The 13,005-nt window shown below is 44.0% G+C and carries 11 protein-coding genes and 1 tRNA gene; 4 read left to right on the plus strand and 8 right to left on the minus strand.

Annotation, left to right across the window (positions count from 1 at the left end):
• Positions 1-23 precede the first annotated feature (23 nt).
• A tRNA-Gln gene (locus tag K8P02_RS18755) sits at positions 24-94 on the plus strand.
• Between the two features lie 105 nt (positions 95-199).
• Here the strand turns inward: K8P02_RS18755 and K8P02_RS18760 are convergent.
• Both K8P02_RS18760 and K8P02_RS18765 read right to left on the minus strand, forming a co-directional pair.
• Positions 200-1,192, minus strand: coding sequence for an ISAon1 family transposase (locus K8P02_RS18760; protein WP_002561334.1), 993 nt, complete (start codon positions 1,190-1,192; stop codon positions 200-202).
• Positions 1,158-1,544, minus strand: a complete 387-nt coding sequence (locus K8P02_RS18765) for an ISAon1 family transposase N-terminal region protein (RefSeq protein ID WP_002561333.1) — start codon at positions 1,542-1,544, stop codon at positions 1,158-1,160. Before K8P02_RS18765 ends, K8P02_RS18760 begins: the two co-directional genes overlap by 35 nt.
• A 275-nt stretch (positions 1,545-1,819) precedes the next feature.
• Here K8P02_RS18765 and kduI point away from each other — a divergent pair, with 275 nt between their 5' ends.
• The 3 genes from kduI (at position 1,820) to K8P02_RS18780 (ending at position 4,918) form a co-directional block, all read left to right on the plus strand.
• Complete coding sequence (gene kduI / locus K8P02_RS18770; protein WP_007483201.1) at positions 1,820-2,662, plus strand: 5-dehydro-4-deoxy-D-glucuronate isomerase; 843 nt, start codon at positions 1,820-1,822, stop codon at positions 2,660-2,662.
• 140 nt (positions 2,663-2,802) lie between these two features.
• Entirely contained in the window at positions 2,803-3,597 is a 795-nt protein-coding gene (locus K8P02_RS18775; RefSeq protein ID WP_025866685.1) for a gluconate 5-dehydrogenase, read from the plus strand.
• A 79-nt stretch (positions 3,598-3,676) separates the two neighbouring features.
• On the plus strand, positions 3,677-4,918 hold the full coding sequence (locus tag K8P02_RS18780) for a DUF4861 domain-containing protein (RefSeq protein ID WP_025866686.1): 1,242 nt from the start codon (positions 3,677-3,679) through the stop codon (positions 4,916-4,918).
• A 114-nt stretch (positions 4,919-5,032) separates the two neighbouring features.
• On the opposite strand, the gene K8P02_RS18785 is transcribed toward K8P02_RS18780, so the two are convergent.
• The 6 genes from K8P02_RS18785 to K8P02_RS18810 form a co-directional block, all read right to left on the minus strand.
• Entirely contained in the window at positions 5,033-6,604 is a 1,572-nt protein-coding gene (locus K8P02_RS18785; RefSeq protein ID WP_223381681.1) for a sulfatase family protein, read from the minus strand.
• Positions 6,605-6,710: 106 nt separating this feature from the next.
• Positions 6,711-7,679, minus strand: a complete 969-nt coding sequence (queG, locus tag K8P02_RS18790; protein ID WP_025866687.1) for a tRNA epoxyqueuosine(34) reductase QueG — start codon at positions 7,677-7,679, stop codon at positions 6,711-6,713.
• Between the two features lie 19 nt (positions 7,680-7,698).
• Positions 7,699-8,352, minus strand: a complete 654-nt coding sequence (locus K8P02_RS18795; RefSeq protein WP_025866688.1) for a polysaccharide deacetylase family protein — start codon at positions 8,350-8,352, stop codon at positions 7,699-7,701.
• A 4-nt stretch (positions 8,353-8,356) separates the two neighbouring features.
• Positions 8,357-11,713 carry a glycosyltransferase family 117 protein gene (locus K8P02_RS18800; RefSeq protein WP_025866689.1) on the minus strand — a complete coding sequence of 1,119 codons (3,357 nt, stop codon included), beginning with the start codon at positions 11,711-11,713 and terminating at the stop codon, positions 8,357-8,359.
• A 176-nt stretch (positions 11,714-11,889) separates the two neighbouring features.
• On the minus strand, positions 11,890-12,234 hold the full coding sequence (locus tag K8P02_RS18805; RefSeq protein WP_002558568.1) for a HigA family addiction module antitoxin: 345 nt from the start codon (positions 12,232-12,234) through the stop codon (positions 11,890-11,892).
• A 7-nt stretch (positions 12,235-12,241) separates the two neighbouring features.
• Positions 12,242-12,559, minus strand: coding sequence for a type II toxin-antitoxin system RelE/ParE family toxin (locus K8P02_RS18810; RefSeq protein ID WP_002558569.1), 318 nt, complete (start codon positions 12,557-12,559; stop codon positions 12,242-12,244).
• Positions 12,560-13,005 lie beyond the last annotated feature (446 nt).

Genomic DNA, 13,005 nt, shown 5'->3' on the forward strand with positions numbered 1-13,005 from the left:
TTTAACAGAAAGCGCAGTTAGTTTGTCCCATGGTGTAATGGTAGCACAACAGTTTTTGGTTCTGTTTGTCTAAGTTCGAATCTTGGTGGGACAACAAAAATATTTAATAAGAGAAGCCCTGAAAGTGAATAGCTTTCGGGGCGTTCTTTTTTTATGTATGTTGTGAAGCCTTTTTGTGTTTTTACGGCTCAGTAGATTTTTAGTGGGGATACGCATATAATTTAGCTATTCTGAAAAGGAAGAACTTCTTGTCAGCAACACCTCTAAGGTTTGCCCTGAACAATTTGATTTTAGCATTGAAAGATTCAGCTATTGCATTCGAAGAACGATTGTTGTAGAAATTAATGATTTCATCATAGTGTTCATAGAATGTAGCAGCAATGACGTTAAAGGAATGCAGCCTGGCTTCTTCAACTTTATTATACCATCGCGCCATGGCCAAACGTGCGGCATCCTTGACAGTGTTTTTTGAAAAGATCATTCGTAGGGAATGGCACAAACCATATGCCCTTTGGATGTCGGGATATTCCTTGAATAGTATTACTGCTCTTTGTTTTTGTTTCTCGGTCCATTTGTTGGCAGACTTGAATAACAGATAGCGGGAGCGTATCAGCAGTTCCCTACGGGTATCGCCGTTGGGATATCGGTACGGTACATAGTCCCCGCCGTACTGTTTTACCTCCTCCATTTCCTCGTTGGCCTGCTGTATGGCATCCCAGCGGTGCCTGATGCGCAATTCCTGCACGGCATCACAAGCCAGTTTCTGAATATGGAAACGGTCGATGACACGACTGGCTTTAGGGAATGCTGTCCGTACAATCTTGCGCATGGAATCTGAAAGGTCAAGTGTTACTTCTTCAACAGCGTAGCGGCGCTCCTCTTTAATCTGTTGCAGTACTGCGATTACATCTTCTGATTTGGTGCCAGCCACAACAGCTATCAGGGAACACTCACGTGTACAGGCATCACGATTGCTCACGAACGTATACAATTCACCGTTGGAAAGCGACGTTTCATCGATTGCCAGACGCGAACCCATATTGTCCGGAAACAGCATCCATTTATCGGCATGATCCAACTGATTCCACCTGCGGTATCCGCTGAGAATTTCCTTATATTGCTTTTCAAATGTGTGACCGTTTATATGATAGAATTCCTCAAGCATACGGCAAGTCACCGGGGACATCTCCATACGTCTCTTTTAAAAAAGCTCCAAATTCTTTGGAGTATCTCGTGCCTTTAGCTACCACATCGAGGTCAATTGGTATATTGAAACTCTTGCCGGTGCGTAAATCTGTCCAACGTCTGCGTCTGATCTTGAGAATTACCTTGTGGTCTCTTATCGGGAAGTCTGTCACACTTACAGCTGCCATAAAACCTTTGGACTCAAAATGCAAGTCTTTACTCAATTCCGGATTCATTTTTTCATCCAGACTGATATAAATCTCTTTGGAGATCTGTTCAACTCCTGAGATGAGAAAGTAGTCTAATATCTGTGCAGGCAATACGATGCGGGCAAGCATGTTCAAATAATCATTTTCCATATTGCAAAGTACGCTATATGGCACGAGTATAAAAAATTATCCCCACTAAAAATCTACTGAGCCGTTTTTACCTTTGGTTTTAATTGCATCTCTTCTTTAATTCGTATTATATATTGTTAAACAGTTGCCTTATTGTACATCTGTGGACAATATTGATAGATAATAAGAACAAAAATGCAAGGTTTTGCCGTTTTCTTTTCTTATTTTTGCATCGTGTACGCAAACGACGTGCATCTGAGAGTTATGATATTATGAACTATTTAAATAAATAAGGTATGAAAACGAACTATGAAATTCGCTATGCTGCGCATCCTGAAGATGCAAAAAGCTATGACACCAAGAGAATCCGTCGTGATTTTCTGATTGAAAAAGTATTTTCGGCAAACGAAGTAAATATGGTGTATTCCATGTATGACCGTATGGTAGTAGGTGGTGCAATGCCGGTAGGAGAGGTGCTGAAGCTTGAAGCTATCGATCCGTTGAAGGCTCCTTATTTCCTTACTCGTCGTGAAATGGGTATTTTCAATGTCGGTGGTCCTGGTGTGGTAAAAGCTGGCGATGCTGTATTTGAACTCGATTATAAAGAAGCACTTTACTTAGGCTCAGGAGATCGTGAAGTGACTTTTGAAAGTAAAGACGAAAAGAATCCTGCTAAGTTCTATTTTAACTCGCTGACTGCTCACCGTAACTATCCTGATAAGAAAGTGACAAAGAAGGATGCAGTGGTGGCTGAAATGGGTTCACTGGAAGGATCTAACCATAGAAATATAAACAAAATGCTGGTAAATCAGGTATTACCTACTTGCCAGTTGCAGATGGGTATGACGGAATTGGCTCCGGGAAGTGTTTGGAATACAATGCCGGCACACGTTCACAGCCGTCGTATGGAAGCTTATTTCTACTTCGAAGTGCCCGAAGAACATGCTGTATGTCACTTTATGGGTGAAGTAGATGAGACACGTCACGTATGGATGAAAGGCGATCAGGCTGTATTATCTCCTGAATGGTCTATTCACTCGGCTGCTGCTACTCATAACTATACCTTTATCTGGGGTATGGGAGGCGAAAATCTGGATTATGGAGATCAGGATTTCTCACTGATTACAGATCTTAAATAATGAGGCATGCGCTGAATATGCCCTGTGTCAATTTAAGAAACGACTTAATAAGAACAATTAATTAATAACCTTCGTGCTACATGTGTGAATAAGTGCTTTCATTGGCACTCTGTACATTGGCACATTAATAAATTATTATAATGGTAAACTTTTCATTAGAAGGTAAAGTTGCACTTGTTACTGGTGCATCTTACGGAATCGGTTTTGCTTTGGCTACTGCTTTTGCTCAGGCAGGTGCAAAAATCGTGTTCAACGATATCAAACAGGAACTGGTAGACAAAGGTATTGCTGCTTACAAGGCTGAAGGTATTGAAGCTAAAGGTTATGTATGCGATGTAACCAACGAAGAGCAGGTGAACGCTATGGTTGCTCAGATTGAGAAAGAAGTAGGCGTTATCGATATTTTGGTTAACAATGCAGGTATCATTAAGCGTATCCCGATGCACGAAATGTCGGCAGCTGAATTCCGTCAGGTAATTGATGTAGACTTGAATGCTCCGTTTATTGTGTCTAAGGCTGTTATCCCTTCTATGATTAAAAAAGGTCACGGTAAGATCATCAATATCTGTTCTATGATGAGTGAACTGGGTCGTGAAACAGTATCTGCTTATGCTGCTGCTAAGGGTGGTTTGAAGATGCTTACTAGGAACATTGCTTCTGAATATGGTGAATTCAATATCCAGTGTAATGGTATCGGCCCGGGTTATATTGCTACTCCGCAGACAGCTCCGTTGCGTGAGATCCAACCGGATGGTTCACGTCACCCATTTGATTCATTTATCATTGCTAAGACTCCGGCTGCCCGTTGGGGAACTCCGGAAGATCTGGCAGGACCTGCAGTGTTCCTGGCTTCAGATGCTTCTGACTTTGTAAACGGACACGTATTATACGTTGACGGTGGTATCTTGGCGTATATCGGAAAACAACCGAAATAAGAGATAAAATACAGTTATGCTGTAGGGCGGAGGAATACTCCGCCCTTTCGGGTTTTATTATCAAACTAACGACAAAAAGATGAAAAAGTTATTTTTCTTTATTGCAATTGCTCTTGTATGCTTTGCTTGTACTGAGAGCAAGACGGTTACTGTTACAGTAACAAATCCCACCGCTATGGAACGTGCCGGTGAAATGGTAGAGGTATCCATGGGTGATGTCTCTTCTAAACTGCAATTGGCTGACACTGCTCAGATTGTTGTGCTTGATGCTGATGGTCAGCAGGTGCCTTATCAGATTACTTATGATGAGAAAGTAATTTTCCCAGCTACCGTAAAAGCTAACGGAACAGCGGCTTATACTATTCAGGCCGGTACTCCTGCTGTATTTGATACAAAGGCTTGCGGACGACACTATCCTGAACGTGTAGATGACGTGGCATGGGAAAATGACCTGGTTGCTTTCCGTACTTACGGCCCTGCTTTGCAGGCAACTGGTGAGCGTGCTTTCGGTTATGATATCTGGACTAAATACAATACAACAGAGCCGGTGGTAGAAGCTCGTTATGCAAGTGAGTTGAATCCGGAAACAAAAGCTAAAATTGCTGAATTGAAAAAGACAGATCCTAAAGCAGCAAGTGAGCTTTATCGTTCTGTATCTTATCATGTAGATCATGGTAACGGCCTGGATTGCTATAAAGTAGGTCCTACGCTTGGAGGAGGTACGGCTGCTTTGATGTCGGGTGATTCGATTATCTATCCGTATTGCTATGCAACACAGGAAATACTTGACAATGGTCCGTTGCGTTTCACAGTGAAACTGGTGTATAACCCGCTGACAGTAAAGGATAATTCTGACGTTATAGAGACTCGTCTGATCTCTTTGGATGCTGGCTCACATATGAACAAGACTGTTGTTGCTTACAGTAATCTGAAAGAAACAATGCCTGTTGCTACCGGTATTGTTCTTCACGAACCGGACGGTGCCGTTGTGACAGATGCTGCCAATGGTTATATTACTTATGTGGATCCGACGGATAATGTGAACAATAATAACGGAAAGATTTTTGTGGGTGCTGCTTTCCCTGCTACAGTGAAAGACGCCAAAGTGGTTCTTTTCCCTGAAAAAGAGAAGAAAGAATTGCGTGGTGGTGCAGATGGTCATGTACTGGCTGTCAGTGACTATGAACCGGGCTCTGAATATACTTATTATTGGGGTTCTGCATGGGATAAGGCTGATATCAAGACTGCCGATGCATGGAATGAATATGTAGCTGCATTTGCACAGAAATTGCGTGCTCCGCTGACTGTAACAGTACAGTAATTATTTAAAGGGAAGAAGGGAGAATGGAGAGGGGAGAAGTGCTATGCAGCGTAATAGCGCAGCTCCTTCTCCCCTCTCCATTCTCCCTTCTTCCTTCTCTTAACTCCCCTCTCTTTAATCATCCTGCATAATGCCTTTTATCTGTTCCCATTTGTTGGTCGCATCGTTTTTCTGAACTGCTCCCGGGGTACTTCTTCCGTCTTGTATATACTTCTGTAACAGCTGTTTTAATTCTTGTACTACCTCCGGATGTTCTTGATATACATTGTTTTTCTCTCCCGGATCTTGTTTCATATTGTAGAGTTGAATAGGAGGCAGTGTAGCAATGACTTCTTTGTCTACATTTGGTTTCGGGTAGCTCCAACCTCCTGAACTGGGTGAACAAAGTAGTTTCCATTCGCCTTTGCGTATGGCAAACTCACCACGGATGGAATGGTGTACAACGGCTTCCCGGATTGTTTGGGGATAACCGGGATTCTCGATCAATGGCAAAATGTTGTAACTATCTTCTGCCTCATTCTCTTTTATCTGATATTGGTTCAGTGCTGCGAACGTTGCATAAAAGTCGTTTAGGCAGACCGTTTGGTTGCATTTGCCTTTTCCGGCTCTTTGGGGCCATTCTACGATGGTAGGGACACGGTGTCCTCCGTCGAAAAGATCGGCTTTCATACCTCTCCATATGTAATTGGCACGATGTCCTTTCTGTGCCATCTTGTCAATACCTCCGGCCGGTGAGCAACCATTGTCTGTGGTAAATATTAGGATGGTATTTTCTGAGATATTATTGTCTTTGAGCGCTTTTCGGATCTGTCCTACCACATCATCTACCATTAGCACAAAGTCTCCATAATCTCCTAATCCGGTTTTCCCTTTAAATCTTTCGTCCGGAAGGATAGGGGTGTGTGGTGCAGGAAGAGGCAGATACAGGAAGAACGGTTGCTTGTTTTGGGCGTGTTGATTTACATAGTCTACGGCCCGGCGGGTAAGGTTGGGCAAGCACTCCTGATGTGAGAAGTCGGAACCTATGGCACCTGCCCGCCACATGGCATATCCTCCCGACTTGGCGATGGTTTGTATCTGAGTGGTAGTAGGCTGGCTATTTTCTACATAGACATAAGGAGCCATGTCTAATGAACCACAGAAGCCGTAGAAATAATCAAATCCTAAATCGGCAGGCCCGTTAGTGATGGGTTTACTATAATCCACATCTTCCTCTGCCAGTGCATTGGCATTTGGCTTTTCGTGTCCGGCTTTCGTACCCCAGTTCCAACCTAAGTGCCACTTTCCGATGCAGGCTGTGGTATATCCGTTTTGTTTTAGCATAGAGGCCATTGTGCTTCGCGTAGTAGGGATAATGGGGCGTGAATATCCATATAATACACCGCTTTTAAGGCTCGAACGCCAGTTATATCTTCCGGTGATAATCCCATAGCGGGTAGGCGTACTGACGGACGAGCAGGAGTGAGCATCGGTAAAAGAGACTCCGTTATCGGCCATTTCATCCAGGTTCCGGGTAGTAATGCCGGAATGTTCATTGAATGCCGAGACATCGCCATAGCCCATATCATCTGCAAGGATGAAAATGATATTGGGGGGATTTGTTGGCCGGGAGTTGTTTTGTGCCTGTAGGTGCTGGCAGAAGCATAGGGGAACTGATAAGAATCCAAGATAAGTCATTGTCTTCATGATACGTTGTTTTTAGGATTAAAGCAGGTTTTAAAAGTACGGCTTCTGTTTGGCATTCTATGTTTACATTTTCTCAGATACTGTTAATCCCGTCTCATGTTTATGTTTACACGTCTGGCAATGTTTGTACTTCGTCTTTGTCGTTACTCTCTACTTGATGTATGTTTCGCATTAAGCCTGTGTACTTGGCTCTTTTTACCGCACTTCCTTTAAAGATCATTCTGTATTGTTCTTCTGTCAGTGCATGCCAGTTCTTTTTTTCCATCTGCATGAAGGCGTCAGTGGGTTGCAATTCCGGTGTCTGGCAGGGAGTGGAAAATCTGTTCCAGGGACAGGCTTTCTGGCATTCGTCGCAGCCATATATCTTATTGCCCATTTTTTTGCCTTCTGCGGGCGGAATAGCTTCCCGGTGCTCAATGGTAAGATAAGACAGGCAACGGCCTGAATTGAGCAAAAAAGGGGCTTCCAGCGCTTTTGTCGGACAGGCATCAAGACACCGGGTACAGTTTCCGCAGCGGCTTGTTAACGGTTGGTCGTATTCGTCTGCTTCTGCACTGAGAAATATTTCTCCTAAAAAGAAGCAGGAACCGGCATGCGGAATAATAAGCTGGGTATTTTTACCTATCCAACCCAATCCGGCACGCCATGCCCAGTAACGCTCTAATACGGGAGCTGTATCGCAGAATATACGGCTTTGTAAGGGTAGGGGAGAGTGTGCGGAGATATATTCCTGTAAGGCGGTCAGCCGGGCTTTCATGATATCGTGGTAATCTTTGCCGTATGCATACCAGGCAAACTGATACTGGTCTTCTCGTAAGAATCGGGAAGGGTAATAGTTGAGGGCTACGGATACAATGCTACGTGTTCCTTCTACTAGTAAACGGGGATCGAGGCGCTTTTCGAGGTGATTGCCCATGTAATTCATTCCTGCTTGCATGCCGTGCGAATGCCAGTGGCAAAAGGCATTGGAAACGGTTTTGTTTACCGCTTCTGCCGGTGCCACCCCACAAGCAGAAAAGCCGAGGCGCAGAGCTTCGGCTTTTATTTGTTTAGCAGAAAGAATAACTTCTCCCATCCTGTCTTTTTATTTTTCGTTACCTGTCCGCTTGCCGAACCTCCCCATGCGGGAAGTGTGGAAGCATCTTGAATTCGTAGCCTTGTTCTTTCATAAACTCGATGGCACGCGGCAAAGCGTACTGAAGGTTTCCGTTATTCCAGGATTTCAGCGAATCGTGAAACGTGATGATAGAACCATTCCGTACATAGCGTTTTACGTTTGCCAACACCTGTTCGGGACGCATTTTCTTACTATAGTCACGTGTTACCAGATCCCACATGATAATGCTGTAGTACTGTTTCAGCGCGTGATATTGCTTGAATCCCATGTGTCCGTGTGGCGGGCGGAAAAGATCGGTCTTCATCTCTTGATTCGCACGATCCGTATTTTCCAGATAATCATTAGCAGAGTACTCGAATCCACGGATGTGATTGAAGGTGTGGTTACCGATCCGGTGTCCGTGTTCAATCACCATCCGGAAAATATCCGGATACTTCCGTACATTGTCGCCTACCATAAAGAAAGTGGCTTTGATCTCATACTGATCTAACAGATCTAATACCCAGGGCGTTACTTCCGGAATAGGCCCGTCATCGAAAGTCAGGTAAACTGCTTTTTCGTCAGGGTTCATCCGGAAGATAGCTTTCGGGTATAAAATGCGGAAAAACCACGGTGGTTGCTCTATAAACATCTTTCTATCTCGTTCCTTTTACACGGGAGACGTACATGCCGTACAGTTCGTCCAGTTTGCCGGAATAGTTTTCTGACAGTTTCGATTTATATTTCTCCATGAGTTTCAGCTCTTCATTCAGTAAGGCTATGTGATACTCGAATTCCCGGGTTGATACGAAGAATTGTGAGTCGTCCAGGCTGAGATACCAGGTCATGTATTCAAGTGCCTTATTGGCCAATGCATCCATAATTTTGTCTGCTTTCTCGGTTTGTCCCAGCTGATAGTAGGCTTCCGCCATTTGTACGGCGCCGTTCTGCCAGTCATAAGGTACGTTGTAAGCAGGAATCATCTTCTCGGCATAATCCAAAGCAGCGAGGGCTTTGTCTTTTTGACCTTCCTTCATCAGCTGTTCGATGAGCTGCGCGAAAACACGGCGGTGTGTATAGCACATGCGCATCACATTTTCATCGATATAGATGCCTGGCTTGTCGATACCACCAAATTTAAACTTATTCATCAGGTTGTCGTACATCTTCTCGCTGTCAATCGTTGCCCCCAATTTCTTGGTTTCAAACGGTGTGAAGCGAGAGGCGAGTCCTTCCTGAACGAAATGCTTGTCCATACCTAACTGATTTTCTCTGCCTACGGTGATAGCCATATACATAGGACGTTCCCAGTTGGCATTTGCCAGCATCTCAAGCATCATCAGTTCACTCTTATAGAGGGCACGTTTCGGGTTTCCATTGTCATCTCTCAGCAGAATATTCATATGATCGGGGATAGAGTCGCCCAAAGCTTCCGGAATCTTCATGCCACTGCGGCGTATCGCTTCTTTATCAATCTTGATGACGATACTGTCTGTCGGGATGACATGCAGGCCCTCTTTGTCTGAACGTACCCAGTATTTAAGGATATTCTTCAGTTCATACGGATCTTCACCGAATTCGTTGTGGATATTTTGCAATGCTTCCGGGTTACCGCTACTGTCTGCCTGTGCGTAAAGAGCGTCGATTGTCTTTTTAATCTCTGGGCGTATCTGTATGTATTCGTTTGTTCCTTCTACGTATTCAACACGGTCCCAGGTGATCGGCAGTGACGGAGAGTCATAAGCAGGGCGTTTCATCTGGTCAATATACCAGTCTGTTTGCAGATAACTCAGGTTACAGGTGCGGGCATCTGTACGGAAACCTTCTGTCTCCTGGTTGTACCACAGAGGGAATGTATCGTTGTCACCATTGGTGAAGATGATCGGATTTCCGCTTTCCTGCAAGGACATCAGGTAGTTTTGTCCGAAGTCACGGGCTACATAGCGTCCTGAACGGTCGTGGTCATCCCAGGTCTGGCCTGCCATCTGAATGGGTACCAGCAGGCAGAGTGCAGAGACAAGAATAGCAGCCGGTAATTCTTGCATCTTGGTATAGTCGCGCAGCAGTTTGATGATACCTGCTACACCCATACCGACCCAGATAGCGAACGCGTAGAACGAACCGGCATAAGCATAGTCACGTTCGCGGGGCTGGCTGGGAGTTTGGTTGAGGTAGAGCACAATGGCAATACCTGTCATGAAGAACAGGAAGAATACTACCCAGAATTGTTGTACGCCTTTCTGACCGCAGTATGCCTGCCAGAATAGTCCGATAAGACCTAATAACAGGGGCAGGCAGTAGAATACATTGTGTCCTTTATTGTCTTTCAGTTCCTGCGGAAGCAAGCTTTGATCGCCTACCAACCAGTTGTCGATGAAAGGAATACCTGTAATCCAGTTGCCATGTTCTATTTCGCCGCTACCCTGGATGTCGTTCTGGCGTCCGGCAAAGTTCCACATAAAGTAACGCCAGTACATGAAGTTGAGCTGGTAGCGGAAGAAGAACTTGATATTTTCCCACTGTGTGGGGATATTGACCATAATTGCGTTGCCGCATTCATCGTAGGGCACGTCATATCCTTTGATGTCTACCCAGCCTTTGTACTGCGGAATATGTGCACTGCTATACATACGCGGGAAGAGCATGTTCTGTGCATATTGATATTCTACACGTCCCGGTACTTCAACATACGAATCTTTTTCGTCCGGCGATGTTTTTTCTTTGCGAATGTATTTGGTTGTGCTGTTTGCCTCTACAGGGATGCAGTATCCGTCTTTCACTTCCAGGGCCACCTTTGAAGAGTAAGCTTGTCCGTAGAATAACGGGCGTGTACCATACTGTTCACGTCCTAAATATTCGCCCAGCGTGAAGATATCTTCCGGAGAGTTCTGGTCCATCGGAGTATTGGCTGTAGAACGGATTACGATAAGCGCATACGAGGAGTATCCTACCATGATCATCATTGTGCAGAGCAGTGCGGTGTTCATACTGCGGGCCGAAATCTGGTATTTCTTATTGAGGTTTTTAGCAAACAGATAGAGTCCTAATGCGGCAAGTACGATAATGCCGATGATAACACTGCTCACTCCGTGTCCGTAGAACGGAATTCCTAACAGGGCAATAGTCAACATGAAAGAGATATTCATACGTGCACGGCTGGTTTCGGTATAGCTTTCATATACTCCCCAGATAATGCTGGCGGCAAGTATGATGATATAAACAATGACGCCGGTATTGAATGGCAAGCCCATGCTGTTGACGAAAAGCAACTCGAACCATCCGCCTACTTTTACTACGCCTGGCACGATACCGTAAAGCACGATTCCTACCAACACCATAGAAGCGAAAAGAGCTAACAGAGAGCCTTTTGCATTGGCATTGGGAACTTTCTTATAGTAATATACCAGTACGATAGCAGGCAGACAGAGCAGGTTCAGCAGATGGACGCCGATACTCAATCCGGTCAGATAAGCGATGAGAATGATCCAACGGTCGCTATGCGGTTCGTCGGCTACATCTTCCCACTTCAGAATAAGCCAGAATACAACGGCTGTGAACAGGGAAGAATAGGCATAAACCTCCCCTTCTACGGCGCTGAACCAGAAAGTGTCACTGAATGTATATACCAATGCACCAACAAGGCCACTACCCATGATGGTAACTAACTGGCCGGTGGTAATATTGTTTTCGTCTTTGATAATCAGCTTACGTACCAGATGGGTGATACTCCAGAAAAGGAACAGGATACAGGCTCCACTCATCAGGGCACTCATGTAATTTACCATTTTGGCTACAGTGGTAGCATCTGAAGCAAACTGTGAGAACAGATTGGCTGTCAGCATGAAGAAAGGGGCGCCGGGCGGATGTCCGACCTCCAGTTTATAGCCGGTAGTAATGAACTCGGGACAATCCCAGAAACTGGCTGTCGGTTCTATTGTCATGCAATAGACCGTGGCAGCAATAATGAAAGTAAGCCAACCGATTAGGTTGTTTACGGTTTTGTACTGTTTCATTAAGACGATAGATGTTTATTCATTAACATGTTAAGTGGGCGCAAAGATAATGATTTACGTGTACAATAGAAGTAAAAGTAATAATTATTATAAGATTTTAGGAAGGGGACAGGAGGTAAAGTAGTCTCCTGCCTCCTGTAGGACTGTTTTATGCAAAGTTCTGCCTGCGGTCGGATTTATAATAGTGCTGCTATTTTACGGATATTATTTAGTTTGTCCATGAAACTTGCATTTTGCTTCGCTATTTGCATATTATAGTCCGTTTGCATGTTGACGAGCAACTTTGCATTGATGCCTAAGGCTGCTTCAAATAGCAATGCATATTCAGTTGTAATAGCACGTTTGGCATTCAGAACTTCATTTAATACGGAATAAGACATACCGATTTGCGCAGCAAATCTCCGTTGTGAAATACCACGATATTCAATTTCTTCTTTCAATATATCCCCCGGATGTGTAGCCATACATGGTGTGAGGTTGTTGGCTATCATTTGGGGGGAAACTCCCTTTATTGTAATCATAATGAACTTATTTATAATGGTTTGACAACTCTAATATGTTACACACTGTTATAACAGGCTCACTCTCTTGATGTGTTACAGTAAACTCAATTCTGTATTGATTGTTCACTCTTATTGACGAGATTCCTTGCTTGTCACCTGTGAGGATTTCGTAATTCAATGAATTGATACTGAATAAGTCTTCTATTTCATCAGCTTCTTCAAGCGTTTTAATGCGACGTATGTAGTTTTTGATAATTTCGGGTTGAAACCGATGCTTTTTATCAGGGGATATACCCTTTTCGTACAAGTCACGCAAATATTCTTTTTCAAATGTAACGACCATATTAGCTTGTTTGTTGTTACAAAGATAGTACTTTTTTAAATTGTTTGCAAATTTGCGAACACTTTCTTATGCTGTTTTATCTTTTATAAAATGATACACCCAGATAGAAGTGACGTCTATTCCATCTGGGTGCAGGCCATTTCTTCATTCAGATGAAGAAAGCATGATTTCTATTTATCAATCATTCCAGGCTATAGAAACCGACTTGTTGCTTGTATAGGTAATCCCCTAAGCATTTCTTACATACTGGCAGGGGGGATGAATACGGAGTGTGCTGTGCAAGCTTAGCAGAGTCTGATTATACAATCCGGCGGCTGCTGTGTTCTTATTTACTTCGGTGGATCGTACGCCAATGGATAAAGCCCCCTCTCGTAGAGTAACGTATAAAGCCTCGGTGTGTAACGTTGTTTTACATGTACATCTAAAACAACGTTACACACCGAGAA

Origin of the sequence: Bacteroides nordii (assembly GCF_019930665.1) — a bacterium.
Taxonomy (GTDB): domain Bacteria; phylum Bacteroidota; class Bacteroidia; order Bacteroidales; family Bacteroidaceae; genus Bacteroides; species Bacteroides nordii.